This window comes from Mesorhizobium sp. B2-7-1, from assembly GCF_006440735.1.
Taxonomy (GTDB): Bacteria; Pseudomonadota; Alphaproteobacteria; order Rhizobiales; family Rhizobiaceae; genus Mesorhizobium.
Genome location: NZ_VFUA01000020.1, coordinates 39,607 through 58,948 on the forward strand (window position 1 = coordinate 39,607; position 19,342 = coordinate 58,948).

The following is a 19,342-nucleotide window of genomic DNA, read 5'->3' on the forward strand; positions in this document are numbered from 1 at the left end:
GTGACCACGCGAAAAGACCGCCTGAAGAAACTGGTCAAGGTGCAGGAGCAGTTGAAGGCGCTGCACGAGACCCGTCATGCCGGCTTCCTCGCCTCCGCCGTCAAGGCGGAAGCGGAGGCCAAGGACCTGATCGAACGCTTCGATACCGACAGTTCGCTGGCCGGCCTGTTCCCCGCGCTTTACCACCGGCGCATCACCGACGCGCTCGGCCGGCAGAAACAGAACCAGGAAGATGCCAGGCAGGAAGCCGCCCTGATCGCCACAGCGACGGCGCGCACCAACATGGTCGAACGCGCCTACAAGGACGTGCGCCGTCGCGACGAGCGCGAGCGCTCCGACCGCGAGCGGCTCGATCTGATCACGCAAAAAAGAGACCAGGGCGACCGGTAATCCGGCCTTTCGGGCACCTCTCAAAACCGTGTCGAGAAACTCGCCTTGAACGCGTTCTCCATCGCGCCGGATGCGAACTGGCCGTCATAGCTGAAGCCGAGATGGCTGGCCGCGCCGAGATCGAAATCGACGCCGGCCTGCAGCGCCATAGCGTCGCGTGCGATCGGCACGCCGAAGACCGTGAAGCCGTCGCCGCCGTCGAACGAGAGCCGCGCCGCCGGCGCGTCGGCGAAGGCATGGCGCCAGCCGAGCAAGGCGCGCGCCTCGAAGGCTCTGCCGCCGACAATCATCTTTCGCGACACCCGCGCGCCGAGCGTGGTGAAGGTGGCGTCGTTGCTGAAGCCGCCTGAAGAGAGCGCCGCCGCGCCGCCGTCCTCGGCGAAGCCGTCGGTCGACAGATGCACATAGGCGAGATTGGCGAGCGGCTCGAGCTTGAGCGCGCCGAGATCGAAGGGACGCGACGCCTCGCCGAACATCTGCAGCGTGCTGGCGCCATAGCTGGCGCTGAGCTCGTCGCTGAAGCCTGGGAAGGCCGGGCTTCGCTTGGTGTCGACGTCGTGATGGCTGTAGCCGGCGCCGAACTTCAAATGAACGCTGTCGATGGCGCCGCCGCCGTAAGCGCCGAAATGCACGCTGGTGATGTCGGTGGAGGACGCACGGTCACCGATATCGAGCGAGGTGACGCTGATCCCACCGAGGAAGCCGAGCGTCCAGCCGTCGCCGACCGCGGCGTCGATGCCGGCGAAGAAGGCACCCGTGTTGGCGTCCGCATCGGCGGCGTTGCCGTCGCTTCTCTGCGAGCGGGCCAGGCCGGCGCCCTGCATCCAGAACCCCCTGGCGGCGGGTTCCGCGATAGCGGCGCCGACGCGGCCGAGCGCCGCTTCGCGCAGCAGCGGGCTTTCGTCCAGCAGCAGGCCGGCGGCCGCGGCATGGACCTCACCGGACAGCTGGTCGAAGGCAAAACGCGCGCCGTCCGCCGAAAGCGGGGCAACGGCATTGTAAACGGGGTTGCCGGCGCCGAGCGACTCGATGCCGCCGGCTGCCGCCTTCTGGTTCGGCGTTTCGGCAACAGACGAAAAGTCGACCGCGTTGCGGGTCAGCGTCAGCACGACATTGTTGCCGTCGCCGCCGTCATAGACCACGTCCGGCGTCAGGAAGGCATAGACATGGTTGATGCCGGCGAACTGCCCGGTCACGGCGTTGGCGCCCTGATTGTCGATGATGGTGTAGGTCTGGCTCGGCTGCCAGCCGGTGCCGGTCAGTTCGTGCAAGGCAAGCGTGCCGCCGGTGATATCGACATTGCCCGTCACCACGACCTTGTCGGCGCTGGCTGTATCGACTTCGATGTCGAGCGTGCCCGCCATCCTGTAATCGCCGTGGATGGTCTGGGCGCCGATCGACGCGCCCGGCGCATGATGGCCGCCGGACTGGATGGTGACCGTGCCGCCGGCCAGCGTGCCGATCGTGCCGTTGCCGCCGAGCGTGGCACCGCTTGCGACAGTGACATCGGCGGAGCCGAGCGAACCGTCGATCTGCAAGCTCCCGGCGCTGACGATGGTCATGCCGAGATAGGTGTTGGCGCCGGACAGGACCAGCTTGCCGGTGCCGGTCTTGGTGAAGCTGCCCTTGGCCAGCGCGCCGCCATCCGAAATGACGCCCGATATCGTCTCGTCGAGATTGAGCGCGCCGGTTTTAAGCGTATGCGCGCCGAACGATATGTCGCCAGCGCCGGAGACTGAGCCAAGCGAAACGCAATTGCACGGTCCGGCGGCATCGAAGGTCGAAAGATCGAGCTTGCCGCCGCTCTGATTGATGATCCTTGCCTGTTCCGACGTATTGTCGCTGCGGACCGCCGTGGTACCGCCGCTCTGGTTGGTGATGGCAGCGTTGCCGGCGCTGCTGCCGGCGAGGAAAACAGTCTCGCCGTTCCCCTGGTTGGTGATCTGAGCCGTGCCGGCGCTCGACTGGTTGTCGAACACCACCGAGCCGTTCTGGGTCGAGATCGAAAGCCCGTTGGCATTGACCGGACCGGCAAAGCGCAGCACTGGCAGGAGCGCCGCCGCTGGTGCGCCCGTCACCGAAACCCCGCCGGTGCCGAGCGCGCCATTGGCCGCTGCCACCAGTTCGCCCTCCTTGGTCGTCGTGCCGCCCTGATAGGTGTTGGCGACACCGAGCGTCAGCGTGCCGTCGCCCAGCTTGACGATGCCGCCGGTTCCGGAAATGCCGACATTGATGACGGCGTTGTTGACGCTGGCGCCGGGATCGGCGGCGACGATGATTTCGGTGGCGGCCGAATTGGTGATCAGCGCGCCGCCCGTGCCGGCGGCGAGCGTATAGGTCCAGTCGGTTGGATGCGAAACGAAGCGCAGGCCGGTGAAGGTCTGAGAGCCCGCCACCGTCACCGTGCCGGGCGTGCCGGCGAACACCGCCTTCTGGCTCGCCCAGGCGGCGTTGATGTCGCCGGCGGCATTCGTCCAGTTGGTGCTGGAGGGGCCCCAGGTGCCGTTGCCGCCGCGCCCATCGGCCACCCCGCCGGGGCTCATATTGGCGCCGTCCCAATATTGCTCGGCGGCGCCGGACGCCACCACGAGGTTGACGACGCCGCTGCCGCTCTGGATCGACCAGTCGCCGGGGTTGAAGCCCGGCGGCACGATGCCGATCACAAGCCCGTTGTTGACAAAGGCGCCGCCATAGTTGGCGATGCGGTAGGTGCCGTTGCCGAAACCGCCCGCGTCGCTCACCGAAAGCTTTCCGTCCAGTGTCAGCGCGCCGGTGACGTCGAACAGCGGCATGGTGTTGGCGGCGCCCAGCGAGACGTTGAGGTTCGAGCTGTCGTTCAATGTCAGCGAGGCCATGGTCAGCGTCTGGCCGGCAACGCCACGCAGCGTGCCGCCATTGAAGACCGTCGTCGCGCCCAGCGAACCCGTGCCGCCGAGCGTGCCGCCGGCATTGACCTGGAACGTGCTCGCCGCCATCGAGCCGTTGACCAGCAGCGTACCCGCATTGACCTTGGTCGTACCGGTGAACGTCCCGGAAAAGGTGGTGGAGGGAACCATCGTCAACGTGCCGGTGCCTTCCTTGGTGAAGGTACCGCTGCCGGTGATGAGACCGATGAAGGTGGTGTCGGCGGCGCCGCCGGCGGTAAAGTTTCCGGTGCCGGCGAAAATCCGTCCATAGCCGGACAGGTCGCCCACCGCCTGGTTGAAATTGTTGAGATCGAAGATGCCGCCGTTGACGGTCAGCGCGCCCGTGGCGGCCAGCCGGTCATTGCCGCCCAGGATCAGCCTGCCGAACGACACCAGCGTGCCGCCGGTATAGGTCTGCACGCCGTTGAGCGTCAGCGTCCCGTTGCCGGATTTCTCGAAACTGCCTTCGCCTGAAATGACCCCGGAATAGGTAGGCGTGCCGTTGGAATAGGAGAGGAGCTTGCTGTGGTTGACATAGTCGCCGGTCAGCGTGCCGTCACCGAGGAAATTGCCTGCGTTCAACTGGCCGCTATTGATGATGGTACCGCCGGTATAAGTGTTGGCGCCCGTCAGCGTGATCGTGCCGCTGCCGTTCTTGACCACCTGGCCACTGCCGGAAATGACGCCGGCATAACCAAGGCCGATATCATTCGAACGGTTGAGGATCAGCGTGCCGTCATTTGTGACGTTGCCGCTGATGCTGCCCGTCGTGCCGCCATTGCCGAATTGCAGCGTGGCCCCCGCGCTGATCAAGGTCGGCGCGGTGTAGGTGTTGTCGTTGGTGAAGATGGTGGTGCCGGCAATGATGTTGACGGCACCCGGGTTGTTGCCGGTGATCTGCGGCGCGAACTCGTAATTGGCTGACGTATGGTTGAAATTGATGGTTTGCGGTACGCCGGTGCTGGTGAAGATGACCTTCGCCGCGTCGAGCGTACCGGGCGCGGCGGCCGGACTGGCGGCGGCCGCACCGATGTTGAGCGTGCCTGACGACCCGGCCAGCCCGCCGATGAAGACAAAGGCATCCGTGGTGTTGACCTTGACGACACCGCCGTCGGCGATGGTCAAGACGCCCTTGCCGGCGCCGCCGATGGTCAGGCCCTGCAGATCGCTGGGGGCGGATCCCAAAATAGTGCTGATGGTCCAGACCGAGCCGGCGCCGCTCACGGTCACCGTGTCGGTGGTGGCGGCAGTCGCATCGGTGGCGCTCGAGATGTTGGTGTAGCCGGTGTCGAGCTTGCCGCCGCCGGACACGGTCACGGTGGCGGTCGAATTGGCCGCATTGCCGAGATAAAGCCTGTAGGGCGTGGTGAAGCTCGACCCCGCACCGTCGATGGTGATCGCCGCTTTCGAGTTTGCTGTGTTGGCGATGCGGGCGTCACCGCTGAGGAAGCTGCTCGCCGTGGAATCGATCAGCACCGTGCCGCCAGCAAGCACATTGAGTTCCGAAGTCTGGCTGGTCGAGCCCATCGCCAGCGGCACACTGTTGTAGGCACCGGTGATCTTCCATTGCGAACCGGCGCCGGTGACGGTGACCTTGCCGTTGGTGATGCTGGCGGCAGTGCTTGCCCCGACTGTGTAGGTGGTCGTGAGCTTGCCGCCGTTGGAAACGGTGAGCGTGCCGGTCGCCGTCTGGCCGACAAACAGGTTTCCCGTCGACCACGACGCGCCACCGGAGACGACAGCCGTGCCGACACCGCTGGTGCCGACATTGCCACCGACATAGGTGCGTATGGTCGTCGCCGTGGCATTGTCGAGCAGCTGGAAATCGCCCTTGCCGGTGGCGCCGATGACGAACTGAGCGGCTATCGAGCCGTTCATCGTGAAGTCCGAGCCGCTGCCGTTGACGATCAGTTGCCCGTCGGCATTGGCCGAGGTCTCGCCGATCATCACATTGCCGCTGGACAACAGCTTGCCGCCCGCCTCGACGCGAACACGGCCGACCGCGCCATTGTCCGCCGAGATCGACAGGAAATTGTTCGTCCATTGCGAACCGGCGCCTGTGATGGTGGCGGTGCCGTTCGAGGACGCATTGTTGGCGACGACACCGCCGGCGCTGGTGATCTTGCCCCCGCCCGAGATCGTCAGCGTGCCGGTGCCGTCGTTGCCGAGGATGAGATAGTTGCTTGCCACCGACAACGTGCCGGCGCCGATGACGACAAGGCCGCCGTTTGATCCGGATGCATTGCCGATGCTGACGGTTTTTGCCGCTGCCCCCGCAGCGCCGATCGTGGCGGTGTTGGCCACGCTGTCGATGACGATGTCGTCACTCGAAGTCGGCAGCGCGGGCGATGTCCAGTTGCCGGGCGTGAACCAGTTGTTGGAGATCGACCCGTTCCAGCTCAGCGACGCGCCGAGCGCGAGCGTCGAGCTCGACATGAACAGCGCCGCCAGACCGGCGACCATTACCGGCGAGGCACGCCGGCCCGCCTGCGCACGCTTCGTCATGTCCATTCCATGTCCCCAGCCTGCTGACGCAACCGCGCAGAACCCCCTTGGGCGCACCGACCGGTGGCCCGGGTCGAAAGCTAGAGACGCATGCCCAGAGCCGATACCGGCACATATGGACAGATGCGGACAATTCAGGACACGAGGGCGGGCTGTCCGTCGGTGGGAGCAGGTCTGGCTCGTGAATTGGCCTGCCCTCGGCGCCATTTGACGGTGCGACGACGAATCGTCGCTGCTCTTTCGCCGGCTGCGGATCACGTCGCCGTCATCATCCGATATCGCAAGCCTGCCACAAGCTTGTTCAGTCATTGTGCAGATGACAAAATCGGCAAAGGGCGGACTTTCTTGGCCATTTCCCCACCCAGCGACATCGTCATGGACGTTGCCCGCGCAGCGGAGCCGGCCGATGTCGAGGCCGCGCGGGCGGCGCTCGCCAGACGAGCGAACGGCGCCTCGGCACCGTTCGCCCTCGATCCATCCGCGACGGTCGATGCCGGCTCCGTGCTCTCGCGCGCCACGGCCGACAAGGCCGAGGCCGCCAATCCGGCGAAGAAGTTCCAACGTTTCGAGGCGATGGTGCTGACGACCTTCATCCAGAACATGATGCCCAAGGACACCGAGGGCGTTTATGGCAAGGGCCTGGCCGGCGACATGTGGAAGTCGCAGCTCGCCGAAAAGGTGGCCGATGTCATGGCCGCGCATGGCGGCATCGGCATCGCCCGATCCATGCTTGCCGACCACTATCTCGACGGCAAGCACAAGGTGCCGGTCGGCCCCGTTGGTGGCGGACCGCAGAAAACCGAGATCGACCAGCAGACCAGGCTTTCGACCTCGATGCTCGAGGAGCTCGAGCGCAAAGCCGCACGGTCGATGACCGGCGACGACATAAACATAAAAACGGACATCAAGATCTAGGGACCTACATGGCCGACCAAACGGACCTTTCCAACCTTCCCGCACGCACCAACGCAATGGAGGCGCCCGTCGCCGCGCGACCCGGCAACCTCGCCGCCATCATCGGCCGCATCGAGGAAGTCGTGGACGAGGAGACCGCCGGCATCCGCAGCGGAACAGCGTATGACCTCAAGGCCTCGAACGCGCGCAAGAGCCGGTACCTCTACGAGCTGAACCGCGCCTTGAAGGGTGCCAACGAGATCGAATTCCTCGAACAGCACCGCGAAGGCCTGCTGCGGCTGCGCCAGAAGCTGGCCAAGAACGAGGCGGCGATCCTTGCCCATCTCAACGCTGTCAACGAGGTCGCCACGCTTCTGCGGAACGCCATCCAGCGCGCCGATACCGACGGCACCTATTCGGCCGGCGAATTCGGAATGGCCCGGGCATGATCCCGAACCGCAGGACCGCGTCAGCGAAAAGTGGAGGCCGCTTTTCGGACGAGATCATGCTCGAAACAAATAGAACATGATAAAGTTCATCGCCGCCGCGCTGTGGATCTGCGCCGTGACGCTCGGCGCGGTCTTCTATTCCTTCCAGGCGGCCGGCCAGCGCGGCGCGGCCGAACCGCCGAAGCCGATGCTGGGCGGCCTCGACTACGTCAAGACCGACATGATCTCGGTGCCGTTGCTGCGCGACGGCACGATCGACGGTTATTTCCTCACCAAGCTCGTCTACACGGTTGAGCCGGAACAGATAAAGAAGCTGTCGATCCCGGCGCAGGCGCTGATGACCGACCAGGTCTATTCCTATCTCTATTCCAACCCTCAGATCGATTTCACCAAGAAGGAATCGATCGACCTCGACGCCTTCCGCAAGTCGATCCGCGACACCATCAACAGCCGCGTCGGCGTCGAGCTGGTGCACGAGGTGCTGATCGACCAGGTCAATTTCCTGTCCAAGGACGATATCCGCGACAACGCGCTTCGCCGCCGCAAGAATGCCGGCGAAACCGCGGCAGCGATGACCAAGCCCTTCCAGGCGGCGCCGGAGCATTGACGGCCTGACCGCCGTCCGGCGGAGACATGGCACAGCCCTCCAAGCGATATGACGCAGGGTGACCGCGTTGACGTTAACGTCAACTCGAAGCTATATGCGCCGGTGACAGGCAACCGCGCGCGGGCGCGGCGCCCTACCTCGCCCAGCGGCCAAGCGCCGGTGCGCGTCAACGCAACCAACGAGGAGACCGCCATGGGCGTTCAGGAGATTGCCGACAAGATCAAGTCGCGCGTGGCAAGCGCCGGCTTCGAGCATTCCGTCAAGTTCGACACCGGCAGCGACGGCGTCATCGTCATCGACGGCGCGACCGTCTCGACCACCGACGCGCCGACCGACTGCACTGTCAAGTTGTCGCTCGACGATCTGGATTCGCTGATTGCCGGCGATCTCAACCCGACCATGGCCTTCATGGCCGGTAAGCTGAAGGTCGAAGGCGACATGACCGTCGCCATGGCGCTCGGCCAGTTGCTCGGCTGATCCTTCGCAAAAAACAGCAATGCCGCCCGATGGGCGGCGTTGCTGTTTTGTCGAACCTGGAGCAATTCCAGGAAGAGTGCGTAGCGGTTAGGCTCGGCGCCTTCGCCGTAGCTTTCCGTCCGGAATTGCGTGAAACAAAGGCTTCAGGCGAGGAAGCCCGGCGCCTGTCCCTTGATCTTGCGGCCGGCGGCCTTGATCGTGCCTGTGGCGTCGCCCAGCGCGCCGTCCTTCAGTTCCAGCGCCAGCAGCCGGTGCCGCTCATAGGGGCCGGGCATGGCAAGCGCTCCGGTACGGTCGGCCGAGAAGCCGAACCGCCCATAATAGGGCGCGTCGCCGACAAGCAGGATCGCGCCATGGCCGAGCCGCGCGGCCTCAGTGATTGCATGCCGCATCAGCGCCGAACCTATGCCGCCGCTCTTCAAGCCCGGCTCGACCGCGAGCGGGCCAAGCAGCAGCGCCGCCGGACCGCCCTCGCCCAGCCTGACATCCCAAAGCCGCACCGTGCCGATGACGGCGCCCGAGGTATCGCGCGCGACGAAGGCCAGGCCTTCCGAGGGCCGGCGGCCGCGCCGCAGCTTCTCGGATGACTTCTTTCTGCGCTTCGGCCCCATGGCGCGGTCGAGCAGCGCTTCGCGCGCCACGACGTCGCCTCCGCCTTCGCCAAGGATGACGAAGGCAGGCGCCTGGGCGGCCCCCTCGTCCGGCGCGCCGCGCGAGCCAGCCTGTGCCCGGAGGGCAAGGGAGGGCGCCAGCGCCGCAGTCGGGCTCTTCTCCCCCGCGGAGAAAAGCTCAACCAACGGTCCGGACGAGGGGGCAATTTCGGTGGCCAAGATGGCCGATTTGGTCAGGTATTCCATGTCCGCGATCCTTCACGAGCGGAGATCTGTTCCACAAGCGAGCCCGGGCGGGCGATGGAGATCGCCCGCGCCGGATGATCTGAACGGTGCTTGCGAACCGGTCAGATCACGTAGGATCGGAGAGGCTCGAAGCCGTTGAAGGCGACCGCCGAATAGGTGGTCGTATAGGCTCCGGTGCCTTCGATCAGCACCTCGTCGCCGATGGTCAGCGACAGGGGCAGCGGATAAGGCGTCTTCTCGTACATCACGTCGGCCGAATCGCAGGTCGGGCCGGCGAGCACGCAAGGCGCGGTCTCCGAGCCGTCATGGCGGGTGACCAGCGGATAGCGGATCGCCTCGTCCATCGTCTCGGCGAGACCGCCGAACTTGCCGATGTCGAGGAACACCCAGCGCACATTGTCATTGTCGGCCTTCTTCGAGATCAGCACGACTTCCGACTTGATGACGCCGGCATTGCCGACCATGCCGCGGCCCGGCTCGATGATCGTCTCGGGCAGCGCATTGCCGAAATGCTTGCGCAGCGCCGAGAAGATCGCCTGGCCATAGGCCTGCGCGACCGGCACGTCCTTCAGGTAACGGGTCGGGAAACCGCCGCCCATGTTGACCATCTTCAAGACGATGCCTTCCTCGGCGAGCGTCGCGAACACCTTCTTGGCATCGCCCAGCGCGCGGTCCCAGGCCGAAAGGTCCGTCTGCTGCGAGCCGACATGGAACGACACGCCATAGGCGTCGAGGCCGAGACCCTTGGCATGGCGCAGCACGTCGACGGCCATCGCCGGCACGCAGCCGAACTTGCGCGACAGCGGCCACTCGGCGCCCTCGCCGTCGGTCAGCACGCGGCAGAACACGCGCGAGCCGGGAGCGACACGTGCGATCTTCTCCACCTCTTCGACGCAGTCCACGGCGAACAGGCGAATGCCGAGCTGGTAGGCGCGTGCGATGTCACGCTCCTTTTTGATGGTGTTGCCGAAGGAAATGCGATCGGCCGGCGCGCCGGCATCCATCGCCATCTCGACCTCGGCAACCGATGCGGTGTCGAAGGACGAGCCCATCGCAGCAAGCAGGCGCAGGATTTCCGGCGCCGGGTTTGCTTTCACCGCATAATAGATCTTGGAATCGGGCAACGCCTTCTCGAAGGCGCGGAAATTGTCGCGCACGACATCGAGGTCGACGACGAGGCAGGGACCGTTCGGACGTCGGGTGGCGAGGAAGTCAAGGATGCGCTGGGTGGCCATCGGGGTCTCTCCATCACGCCTTTCGGCGCGCAATAAGGCTGCGGGACGCGGGCTGTCGGCCTCGCGAACACGCGGTGGACAAAGGCGGGACGGAAATTCATGGAACCAGCCGGTGGAGACCCCGGAACCATGAAACGCCGTCTCGCGGCGGTGAACCTTGGCCTTGCCCGGCCTCGGTTCGCTTTGTCTGCCTTGGCTTGGATGGGAGACCCGTCCGCACTGCCGGCAATGAAGGTGTGCCTCTTTAGTAACCCCGGTCTTTGGACGACCGGAAGAGAACCAGAAAGGCCCGCACCGTCGTTGCTTCAAGGTGTCCTCGGTCTTGTGGTTGGCCACTGACCGACTGGAGGGGTTGGCTCCAGTTACCTTACCGATTGCCCTCACCATTCGAGGATCGGCGGACACCCACAGGCACGTGCGACTTTGGGCAAGCGCGATATAGGAGCGAAGGGTTTCACAATCAATAAAAATCGTAAGCCCAGGTTGTAAAATTTCTGGCATCGAACAATGTTTGTCGCACTGTATCCGGAAATCGAACGATGCCAGGAACTCAAGGACCGCTGAACGCCTTCCTCGATCTGCGCCAAATGCCTGTGGCGAATGCGGAATTGGGCCCGCTCGCCGGTCTGCGCCTGGCCGTCAAGGACATTTATGACGTCGCCGGCTACCGCACGGGCTGCGGCAACCCGCAACGGTTCGAGGAGGCGCATGCCGCCTCGCGCACGGCGCTAGCGGTGCAGACGATCCTCGATGCCGGCGCGCGATTCGTAGGCAAGACCCAGACCGACGAGCTGGCCTTCTCGCTTTTCGGCCAGAACGCGCATTTCCCGTACCCGGTCAATCCCGCAGCGCCAGATCGCGTCACCGGCGGCTCCTCTTCCGGCTCGGCGGCCGCGGTTGCCGGCGGCCTGGCGAACATCGCCACCGGCTCCGACACCGGCGGCTCGATCCGCGCGCCGGCGAGCTTCTGCGGCCTGATCGGGCTGCGCACCACCCATGGCCGCATCCCGCTCGACGGCGCGATGAAGCTGGCATCGAGCTTCGACACGTTCGGCTGGTTCGCCGACGACATCGAGACCTATGAGACGGTCGGCAAGCTTCTGCTCGGACGCGATCCGCACCAGCACCCGCTCAACCGCCCGCTGTCGATCCGCTGGCTGGACGCCTTCGTCATGGGTCCGGCGGAAGCCGCCGAATATGCGCGCATGAAGGCGCTGGCCGCCGGCGTCATCGGCCAGCCCGTGGAGACCGAATACGCCTTCGCCTCTTTCCCCGACGAGCTTTACTGGTGCTTTCGCCGCTTGCAGGCCTTCGAGGCCTGGCGCGAGCACGGCCCATGGATTTCGGCCGGCGGTCGCCTCAGCCCGGGCGTCGAGGAGCGTTTCGGCTTCGGCCGCACCATCGATGCCAAGATTGCCGGCACCGAAGCAGCGCGCCGGTTGGCGTTCCGGGCCGAATTCGAGGCACTGCTCGGCAACAACGGCTTCCTGGTGCTGCCCACCGTTCCCGGCGCGGCACCGCTCGCCGCCGGCGCGCCGGAACAGTTCCAGGCCTATCGCGAAAGGGCGCTGCATCTCTTGTGCCTCTCCGGGCTCTCGGGCTTTCCCCAGATCACCTTGCCGATCGGCGCGATAGACGGCGCACCCTTCGGCCTGTCGCTGCTCGGGCCTTCCGGCAGCGACGTTGCCCTGATACGGCTCGGCCGCAAGATTCTCGACGCGGCACGAAAGGTCTGACCATGGATACATTGACCCGCATGCGCGCCTTCATCGACGTGGTCGAAGCGGAAGGCTTTTCGGCCGCGGCGCGCAAGATCGGCCGCTCCAAGGCGCTGCTGTCGAAATATGTCCGCGAGCTGGAGGACGAGCTCGGCGCGCTGCTTTTGAACCGCACCACGCGCCAGTTCTCGCTGACCGAATCCGGCCACACCTATTATCAGCGCGCTTCCGAGATCGTGCGCGAGGTCGACAGCCTCGCCGAGACGGTGCGCCAGTCTTCCGGCGATGTTCGCGGCAGGATCAAGCTGTCGGCCGCCCGCACCTTCGCCGACGCGCCGATCGGCCAGTCGCTGGTCGACTTCGCCAGGCAGCACCCTGACATCGTGCTCGACATCCATCTCGACGACCGGTTCGTCGACCTCGTCGAAGAAGGCTTCGACCTTGCCGTGCGCATCTCGCGGCTGGAGAACTCCTCGCTGATCGCCAGGCGGCTGGCGCCGTTCTCGGTCAGGCTTTGCGCATCCCCGGAGCTGATCGCCAAGCACGGCGCGCCGACGCGGCCGCAGGATCTCGCCAACATGCCTTGCATCGTCGACACCAACGGCCGCTCACTGGCCAACTGGCGCTTCAAGGGCGAAGGCGAGGACTCTGTGAGCGTGGCCGTTTCCGGCCCGATCGAGGTCAACAGCCCGATCGTGGCAAGAGCGGCCGCGCTCTCCGGCCTGGGCTTCGCCATGCTGCCGGATTTCGTCGCCGCCCCCGACGTCGCATCCGGCAAGCTGGTCACCGCGCTCGACGACCGCATCCTGGCGGGTACCGGAATCTTCGCCGTCTACCCGCACCGCCGCTATCTGCCGGCTAAGGTGCGCGTCTTCGTCGACTTCCTGGTGCACTGGTTCAGGACGCGCGACACGGCCTGACGCCTGCGCCGGAACGTCAGCAACGGCGCGCATCGAAGTGAAGCTGCGGCATGTCGCCCAAAAGCGCGCAGCGGTTTTGGGAGAACGACATGCATTGAAATCAATGCGCGTCCCAATTTCGCCCGCTTTCTGTCAACTCTCGGGCTCGCCCCCGAAGTCAATGGAATCACGGCACGGAATGCATCTGAAACGGCAAGCAACCATGCTGGCTTCGGCCCTTGCGGCCACATTAGCCTCGGTCGAGCAGGCTGAAGTGCACCCGCACGTCTTCGCCGAAGCCCGCCTCGACGTCATCCTCAGCGCGGATCACCAAAGTGTGACGGCGTTGCGCCACCTTTGGCGCTTCGACGACCTGTTTTCGAGTACGGTGCTGATGGAGTTCGACAAGAACAACGACCTCAAGCTTGACGACAAAGAGCTCAAGGAAGTGGCCGACACCGTTCATTCCTCGCTGGCGGAGTTCAACTATTTCCAGCTCGTCACGCAGGACGGCAAGGACGTGCCCATGGTGCCGCCGCCGCATCTGATGGCGAACTTCGAGAACGATCAGTTGATCATCCTGTTCGAGTCGCAGCCGAAGGCGCCGATCAAGCTCGCCGGCAAGATCGATATCGGCGTCTACGATCCGACCTTCTATACGGCGATCGACTTCACCGACGACGCCAATCTCAACGTTGAGGGACTGCCTTCGACCTGCACCAGGAAGGTTATCCGTCCCGACCCGGACGAAGCGATCAAGGAAAACCAGAAGACCCTGACGGACGCATTCTTCAACGATCCGACAGGCACCGACATGAGCAAGATCTTCGCCACCAAGCTCGAATTGAACTGCGCGCCAGAAGGATGATCGGGTGATGAGACCGTCGCTGCGTTTGGCCCTCGGCCTCTTGGCCGCCGCCTTGATGGCGACCCATCTGTCGGGCGTGGCCCATGCCCAGAGCTCGCTCGGCATCGGCGTCAATGACGGCATGGCGCCGACCACCACGGGTCCGTTCGCCCATATCCTGATGTGGATCAACCTTCGGCAGCAGGAATTCTACCATTCGTTGGCTGCCGCCATGAAGGCCATGCGCCAGGACGGCAGCAAGCTCTGGCTTTTGATTGGCCTCTCCTTCGCCTATGGCATTTTCCACGCCGCCGGCCCCGGCCACGGCAAGGCGGTGATCTCGTCCTACATGGTCGCCAACGAAGTGGCGCTGAGGCGCGGCATCCTGCTTTCCTTCGTCTCGGCGCTGCTGCAGGGCCTGACGGCGGTGGTCGTCATGATGCTTGCCTATTTCGTGCTGCGCGGCACCTCGATCTCGATGACCGACGCCGCCTGGTTCCTCGAAATCTCCAGCTTTGTGCTGGTGACGCTGTTCGGCGCCTGGCTTTTGTGGCGCAAGCTCGGTCCGTCGATCCTGCGCCTGTTCGGCCGCGCACCCGCCTACAGCCTGTCGGCCGCCCATGCCGGCCATTCCCATGCGGGACACGCGCACGCCCATTCGCATGCGGGCCATTCCCACGCACATGCGCACGCCGCGCATTCCCTGCACGTGCACGACGATCATGATCACGATCATCATGACCACGCGCATGCCCACGCCCATGGTCATGGCGCGCATGAGCACCACCATCACGCCGCGCACGATCACGGTCACGCCCACCACGACCACGGCCTGGGTGAAGTCTGCGAGACCTGCGGCCATTCGCATGCGCCGGATCCGGCGATGCTTTCGGGCGACCGCTTCGACTGGCGCACGGCCTGGTCTGCGGTGGCCGCCGTCGGCATCCGCCCCTGCTCCGGGGCGCTGATCGTGCTGAGCTTCGCGCTGCTCAACGGGTTGTGGGTAGGCGGGCTGCTGTCGGTGCTGGCGATGTCGATCGGCACCGCGATCACCGTCTCGGCGCTGGCGACGATCGCCGTGACGGCCAAGAACTGGGCGGTCTATTTCGCCGGCGACGGGCGCATCGGCAACCGCATCCATTCCATCGTCGAGATCGGCGGCGCCGCCTTCATCTTCCTGGTCGGACTGCTGCTTCTGTCGGCCAGCCTGTCGGGCGGCGTCTGACTTTTAAGGCTGGCTCGCCAAGGTTGTTGAGATCAGGTCAGGCCGGCCTTACCTGGATATCAACGCACCTTCCCGCCCAGCTCATCATCGATGTGAGCCTGGATAATCTCCTCGAAATTGCTTTCGGCGGCAAAGCCGAGCTTCCGCGCCCGCCTCGCCTCGAACCGAGTCGGCCAGCCTTTGACGATCGCCCATATCGTTTCGTCCGGCTGCTCGCGTATCCGTTTCGCGACCTCGGCGCCGGCAATGCGCTGCAGCGCCTCGATCTGCTCGCCGACAGTGACGGCGACGCCGGGCATGGTGAGGTTGCGGCGCGGCCCCACCGCAGCGCCATCGATTTCCGCAGCGTGGATCAGGAAGCCCACCGCCGAGCGCGGACTGGCATGGGTGTGCAACACCGAGCGCGGCACCGGCAGGATCGCCTCCTGCCCGGCGAGCGGCTCGCGGATGATGCCGGAGAAGAAGCCCGACGCCGCCTTGTTGGGTTTGCCGGGGCGAACGCAGATCGTCGGCAGCCGGATGCCGATGCCGTCGAAGAAGCCTCGCCGCGTATAGTCGGCGAGCAGCGCCTCGCTCATCTGCTTCTGCGTGCCGTATGAGGTGAGCGGCGTCGGATGGAATTCGTCCGGGATGACGTCCGGGAACGGCGCGCCGAATACGGCGATCGACGAGGTGAAGATAAGGCGCGGCGCGAACGCCGCCAGCCGCACCGCATCGAACAGCGCGCGCGTGCCGTCGAGATTGACGCGATAGCCGAGATCGAAATTGGCCTCCGCCTCCCCCGACACGATGCCGGCCAGGTGGAAGATCACATCCGGACGGGAAGCCACGAGGGCAGCCGTAGCGCCGGGCGCGGAAAGATCGCCAGTATGGATCGAGACATCGACGCCGGCGAGCGCCGGCGCCTGCGGCGCCACGATGTCGTGCAGGTCGAGCGCCGTTATTTTTCGCCCGCGCAAGGCACCGTCCCTGGCCAGCCGCGCGATAAGCGTGCGGCCAACCATGCCGGCGGCACCCGTGATCAGAATCCTCATCTTCAGAGACCTTTCTTGCGCTGGCTGCGTCCGCGCAGCCAAAGGACCACGAACAGCCCGACCATGAAGACCACGGCAATGGCAGCGGCCAGGACCGTCGATACCTTGCCCGCGGCCAGCATGATCGTCGGCAGGAAATAGGCGGCGAGACCGAACAGAAGCAGTATCACGGCCGCGGCGATCGCCGCGTTGCGGGTGTCGCGATCCATCAGCAGGCCTTCCTCGTTTCGAGGCTGTTCGGCTTCGTCATCACGGCGCGATCAGTGATAGTGCCGGCGATCGGCAGGCGCGCCATGCGCGTGGTTGTGATCATGATGGTGGTCGTGCTCGTCATGGCTGTCGGCGCACTGGCCGAATTCGGTCTCGACCGTTGCATGCTCGATGCCGTGCTTGGCCGCAAGCCGTTTCTTGATGGCGCTCACCGCTACATGCGGATCGACGCCGTCGTTCAGGCAGGCATGCAGCGTCGCCATGTTGGAGGTCCCGTCGAGCGACCAGACATGCATGTGATGCACCTCGCGCACGCCCTTGACCGCGCCTTCGATGTCCTTGGCGACCACGTCGCGGTCGAGGCTTGCCGGCACGCCTTCGAGCAGGACATGGGCGGCCTCGCGCATCAACGACCATGCCGTCGACAGGATCAGCAGCGACACCAGGACGGAGAGGATCGGATCGATGGGCGTCCAGCCAGTTGCCAGGATGATGAGGGCTGCCGCGATTGCCGCGGCCGAGCCAAGCAGGTCGCCCAGCACGTGCAGGATGGCGCCGCGCATGTTCAGGCTCTCGCGGTCGCCGCCATGGAGCACGAAGAAGGAGGCGAGGTTGACCAGCAGACCTGCCACCGCCACGACCAGCATCGGACCGCCGAGCACCGGCGCCGGGTTCATCAGCCGCCCCCAGGCCTCGTAGACTATCCACAGCGCGATGACGAAGATGGCTATGCCGTTGGTGTAGGCAACCAGCGTCTTCACGCGGGCGAAGCCATAGGTGAGCCGGCCGGTGGCCGGACGCCCCGTCAGGTGGAAGGCATACCAGGCAAGGCCGAGCGCGATCGAATCGGCGAGCATATGGCCGGCATCCGCGAGCAGCGCCAGCGAGCCGGTGAGCAGACCGCCGAGCGCCTCGGCGACCATGAAGCCGCCAGTCAGGCAGGCGGCGATCAGCACGCGCTTCTTGTCGGTCGAACCATGCACATGGCCATGGCTGTGACCGGCCGGGCTATGATCGTGCGAAGCGTGGTCATGCGCCATTGCTGAACTCCTGTCTGACCTGGCCCGACAGCGGTTTCCCGCTTCCGGAGATCGTGGTCTACGCGCCAAAGTCGGCGCGAAAATCCTCGAGTCGCCGCTTCTGGCCGCCCTCGCCATCGAAATTCGCCGGATCGAGCCAGCCTTCATAGGCCTTGCGCAAGGCCGGCCATTCCTTGTCGATGATCGAATACCACGCCGTATCGCGGTTTTCACCCTTGACCACAAGGTGCTGGCGGAAGATGCCTTCGAACTTGAAGCCGAAACGCTCGGCGGCGCGCTTCGAGGGCTCGTTGCGGTTGTTGCACTTCCACTCGTAGCGGCGGTAGCCGAGATCGTCGAAAAGGTATTTCGCAAACAGGAACTGGGCTTCGGTCGCCGCCGGCTTGCGCGAGATCAGCGGACCCCAATAGATGTTGCCGATTTCGCCGACGCCGTTGTTGGCATCGATGCGCATCAGCGTCTGGCGCCCGGCGATCTTGCCACTTGCCTTGTCGATGACGGTGAAGAACAGCGGATCCTCGCTGGCTTCCACCTTGTCGAGCCAGGGCTGGAAGGCGGCGCGGGTTTCCGGCGGATAGTCGGGCAGCCAGGCGAAACGTCCGCCGACATCCGAAACCGAGGAGGCCTCGTAGAGGCCGTCGCCATGCTTTGCCGCGCTCAGTGGCTCCAGCCTGACGGTGCGTCCCTCGATCGCTTTGCGTTCCGGCCGCGGACGCGGCTGCCAATTCTTCAGATCTTCCGACACCGACCACTCCAATCCGTTGACTTTTCCCAGCGGACGGTCACAAAAACGCTCGCTCACAGAAAGAACCACAGGGACGGGAAAAATGCTCCACACGATCGCGGCCTTCGACCGTCTCGGCGAAGAAAACGCCTTTGCGGTGCTGGCGAGGGCCACTGCGCTTGCCCATCAGGGCCGCGACATCGTCAATCTCGGCATCGGCCAGCCCGACTTCAAGACGCCGCAGCACATCGTCGAGGCGGCGATCAAGGCGCTGCGCGACGGCCACCATGGCTACACCCCGGCAAACGGCCTCTTGGCCACCCGCGAGGCGGTCGTGCGCCGCACGCTGACCACCACCGGCGTCGAGGTGTCGCCCGAGAATGTGATGATCCTGCCCGGCGGCAAGCCGACCATGTTCGCCGCGATCCTGATGTTCGGCGAGGCCGGCACCGAGATCCTCTATCCCGATCCCGGCTTTCCGATCTATCGCTCGATGATCGAGTTCACTGGCGCCACGCCGGTGCCGGTGCCGGTCCGCGAGGAAAACGGCTTTGCCTTCTCGGCCGACGAGACGCTGGCGCTGATCACGCCGAAAACCAGGCTGCTGATCCTCAACTCGCCCGCCAACCCGACCGGCGGCGTCACCCCCCGGGCCGAAATCGAGAAGCTGGTCAAGGGCCTGGAGAAGTACCCTGAGGTCGCCATCATGTCGGACGAGATCTACGACGTCATGACCTACGACGGCGAGACCCACTATTCGCTGCTGAACTTCCCCGAGATTCGCGACCGGCTGATCGTGCTCAACGGCTGGTCGAAGACCTGGGCGATGACCGGCTGGCGCATGGGCTGGTCGATCTGGCCGAACGGCGACAAGGGCGCGCATCTCTACGACAAGGTGCGCAAGCTGGCGGTGAACTGCTGGTCCTGCGTCAACGCGCCGAGCCAGTTTGCCGGCATCGCCGCGATCGATGGCCCGCAGGACGACGTCGACAAGATGATGCGCGCCTTCGACAACCGCAGGAAGATCGTGGTCGAGGGGCTGAATGCGCTGCCTGGCATTTCCTGCATCACGCCGAAGGGCGCCTTCTATGCCTTCCCCAATGTCTCGAAGACCGGCTGGAAGGCGAAGAAGCTCGCCTCGGCGCTGTTGGAGGATGCCGGCGTGGCTTTGATCGGCGGCCCCGATTTCGGCGTTCTCGGCGAAGGCTATATCCGGCTTTCCTACGCCAATTCCGAGGAGAACATCCTGCGCGCGCTGGAGCGGATCGAAGCTTTCTTGAAGAAGTGACCCCCTCATCCGGCCGCTTCGCGGCCACCTTCTCCCC

Annotated in this window: 17 protein-coding genes; 10 read left to right on the forward strand and 7 right to left on the reverse strand. The window is 65.1% G+C overall.

Annotated features, from left to right (window positions below; translation table 11 throughout):
* On the forward strand, positions 1 to 390 hold the full coding sequence (locus tag FJ471_RS10845; RefSeq protein ID WP_140803146.1) for a hypothetical protein: 390 nt from the start codon (positions 1 to 3) through the stop codon (positions 388 to 390).
* 20 nt (positions 391 to 410) lie between these two features.
* On the opposite strand, the gene FJ471_RS10850 is transcribed toward FJ471_RS10845, so the two are convergent.
* Entirely contained in the window at positions 411 to 5,801 is a 5,391-nt protein-coding gene (locus FJ471_RS10850) for an autotransporter domain-containing protein (protein ID WP_181179327.1), read from the reverse strand.
* A 345-nt stretch (positions 5,802 to 6,146) separates the two neighbouring features.
* Between FJ471_RS10850 and FJ471_RS10855 the strand changes: the two genes are divergently transcribed.
* From FJ471_RS10855 to FJ471_RS10870, 4 genes are all read left to right on the forward strand, one after another.
* A complete protein-coding gene (locus FJ471_RS10855; RefSeq protein WP_246684685.1) occupies positions 6,147 to 6,716 on the forward strand; it encodes a rod-binding protein in 570 nt (189 codons plus the stop codon).
* 8 nt (positions 6,717 to 6,724) lie between these two features.
* Positions 6,725 to 7,144, forward strand: a complete 420-nt coding sequence (locus FJ471_RS10860) for a hypothetical protein (RefSeq protein ID WP_140803148.1) — start codon at positions 6,725 to 6,727, stop codon at positions 7,142 to 7,144.
* A 76-nt stretch (positions 7,145 to 7,220) separates the two neighbouring features.
* Positions 7,221 to 7,751 (forward strand): hypothetical protein, encoded by a 531-nt coding sequence (locus FJ471_RS10865; RefSeq protein WP_140803149.1) that lies wholly within the window; start codon positions 7,221 to 7,223, stop codon positions 7,749 to 7,751.
* Between the two features lie 192 nt (positions 7,752 to 7,943).
* The gene (locus FJ471_RS10870) at positions 7,944 to 8,228 is read left to right on the forward strand and encodes an SCP2 sterol-binding domain-containing protein (protein WP_140803150.1); all 285 of its coding nucleotides are present in this window, start codon (positions 7,944 to 7,946) and stop codon (positions 8,226 to 8,228) included.
* Positions 8,229 to 8,371: 143 nt separating this feature from the next.
* Here the strand turns inward: FJ471_RS10870 and FJ471_RS10875 are convergent, their stop codons facing one another.
* Together FJ471_RS10875 and odc2 are read right to left on the reverse strand one after the other, a co-directional pair.
* Entirely contained in the window at positions 8,372 to 9,085 is a 714-nt protein-coding gene (locus FJ471_RS10875) for an N-acetyltransferase (RefSeq protein WP_140803151.1), read from the reverse strand.
* A 101-nt stretch (positions 9,086 to 9,186) separates the two neighbouring features.
* Positions 9,187 to 10,320: an ornithine/lysine decarboxylase gene (gene odc2 / locus FJ471_RS10880; protein ID WP_140803152.1), complete on the reverse strand. Its 1,134-nt coding sequence runs from the start codon at positions 10,318 to 10,320 to the stop codon at positions 9,187 to 9,189.
* Positions 10,321 to 10,859: 539 nt separating this feature from the next.
* Between odc2 and FJ471_RS10885 the strand changes: the two genes are divergently transcribed.
* From FJ471_RS10885 to FJ471_RS10900, 4 genes are all read left to right on the forward strand, one after another.
* Positions 10,860 to 12,056: an amidase gene (locus FJ471_RS10885; RefSeq protein ID WP_140803153.1), complete on the forward strand. Its 1,197-nt coding sequence runs from the start codon at positions 10,860 to 10,862 to the stop codon at positions 12,054 to 12,056.
* A gap of 2 nt (positions 12,057 to 12,058) precedes the next feature.
* The gene (locus FJ471_RS10890) at positions 12,059 to 12,958 is read left to right on the forward strand and encodes a LysR family transcriptional regulator (RefSeq protein WP_140803154.1); all 900 of its coding nucleotides are present in this window, start codon (positions 12,059 to 12,061) and stop codon (positions 12,956 to 12,958) included.
* A gap of 178 nt (positions 12,959 to 13,136) precedes the next feature.
* Positions 13,137 to 13,805 carry a DUF1007 family protein gene (locus tag FJ471_RS10895; protein WP_140803155.1) on the forward strand — a complete coding sequence of 223 codons (669 nt, stop codon included), beginning with the start codon at positions 13,137 to 13,139 and terminating at the stop codon, positions 13,803 to 13,805.
* Positions 13,806 to 13,812: 7 nt separating this feature from the next.
* Positions 13,813 to 15,009 (forward strand): nickel/cobalt transporter, encoded by a 1,197-nt coding sequence (locus tag FJ471_RS10900; RefSeq protein ID WP_140803156.1) that lies wholly within the window; start codon positions 13,813 to 13,815, stop codon positions 15,007 to 15,009.
* Positions 15,010 to 15,068: 59 nt separating this feature from the next.
* Here the strand turns inward: FJ471_RS10900 and denD are convergent, their stop codons facing one another.
* The 4 genes from denD to FJ471_RS10920 are packed head-to-tail and all read right to left on the reverse strand — an operon-like array spanning position 15,069 to position 18,038.
* Positions 15,069 to 16,043 carry a D-erythronate dehydrogenase gene (gene denD / locus FJ471_RS10905; RefSeq protein ID WP_140803157.1) on the reverse strand — a complete coding sequence of 325 codons (975 nt, stop codon included), beginning with the start codon at positions 16,041 to 16,043 and terminating at the stop codon, positions 15,069 to 15,071.
* Positions 16,044 to 16,045: 2 nt separating this feature from the next.
* Positions 16,046 to 16,252: a hypothetical protein gene (locus FJ471_RS10910; RefSeq protein WP_140803158.1), complete on the reverse strand. Its 207-nt coding sequence runs from the start codon at positions 16,250 to 16,252 to the stop codon at positions 16,046 to 16,048.
* Positions 16,253 to 16,303: 51 nt separating this feature from the next.
* On the reverse strand, positions 16,304 to 17,293 hold the full coding sequence (locus FJ471_RS10915) for a cation diffusion facilitator family transporter (protein WP_140803159.1): 990 nt from the start codon (positions 17,291 to 17,293) through the stop codon (positions 16,304 to 16,306).
* Between the two features lie 58 nt (positions 17,294 to 17,351).
* A complete protein-coding gene (locus tag FJ471_RS10920) occupies positions 17,352 to 18,038 on the reverse strand; it encodes a GNAT family protein (RefSeq protein ID WP_140803160.1) in 687 nt (228 codons plus the stop codon).
* Between the two features lie 82 nt (positions 18,039 to 18,120).
* Here FJ471_RS10920 and FJ471_RS10925 point away from each other — a divergent pair, with 82 nt between their 5' ends.
* Positions 18,121 to 19,305: a pyridoxal phosphate-dependent aminotransferase gene (locus FJ471_RS10925; RefSeq protein WP_140803161.1), complete on the forward strand. Its 1,185-nt coding sequence runs from the start codon at positions 18,121 to 18,123 to the stop codon at positions 19,303 to 19,305.
* Positions 19,306 to 19,342 lie beyond the last annotated feature (37 nt).

Excerpts from the sequence above, each read along its gene's own strand:
- FJ471_RS10915 (WP_140803159.1), bottom strand. The coding sequence starts at position 17,293 with ATGGCGCATGACCACGCTTCGCACGATCATAGCCCGGCCGGTCACAGC.
- FJ471_RS10870 (WP_140803150.1), top strand. The coding sequence starts at position 7,944 with ATGGGCGTTCAGGAGATTGCCGACAAGATCAAGTCGCGCGTGGCAAGC.
- denD (WP_140803157.1), bottom strand. The coding sequence starts at position 16,043 with ATGAGGATTCTGATCACGGGTGCCGCCGGCATGGTTGGCCGCACGCTT.
- odc2 (WP_140803152.1), bottom strand. The coding sequence starts at position 10,320 with ATGGCCACCCAGCGCATCCTTGACTTCCTCGCCACCCGACGTCCGAAC.
- FJ471_RS10910 (WP_140803158.1), bottom strand. The coding sequence starts at position 16,252 with ATGGATCGCGACACCCGCAACGCGGCGATCGCCGCGGCCGTGATACTG.
- FJ471_RS10860 (WP_140803148.1), top strand. The coding sequence starts at position 6,725 with ATGGCCGACCAAACGGACCTTTCCAACCTTCCCGCACGCACCAACGCA.
- FJ471_RS10895 (WP_140803155.1), top strand. The coding sequence starts at position 13,137 with ATGCATCTGAAACGGCAAGCAACCATGCTGGCTTCGGCCCTTGCGGCC.
- FJ471_RS10925 (WP_140803161.1), top strand. The coding sequence starts at position 18,121 with ATGCTCCACACGATCGCGGCCTTCGACCGTCTCGGCGAAGAAAACGCC.
- FJ471_RS10885 (WP_140803153.1), top strand. The coding sequence starts at position 10,860 with ATGCCAGGAACTCAAGGACCGCTGAACGCCTTCCTCGATCTGCGCCAA.
- FJ471_RS10865 (WP_140803149.1), top strand. The coding sequence starts at position 7,221 with ATGATAAAGTTCATCGCCGCCGCGCTGTGGATCTGCGCCGTGACGCTC.
- FJ471_RS10850 (WP_181179327.1), bottom strand. The coding sequence starts at position 5,801 with ATGACGAAGCGTGCGCAGGCGGGCCGGCGTGCCTCGCCGGTAATGGTC.
- FJ471_RS10890 (WP_140803154.1), top strand. The coding sequence starts at position 12,059 with ATGGATACATTGACCCGCATGCGCGCCTTCATCGACGTGGTCGAAGCG.
- FJ471_RS10875 (WP_140803151.1), bottom strand. The coding sequence starts at position 9,085 with ATGGAATACCTGACCAAATCGGCCATCTTGGCCACCGAAATTGCCCCC.
- FJ471_RS10900 (WP_140803156.1), top strand. The coding sequence starts at position 13,813 with ATGAGACCGTCGCTGCGTTTGGCCCTCGGCCTCTTGGCCGCCGCCTTG.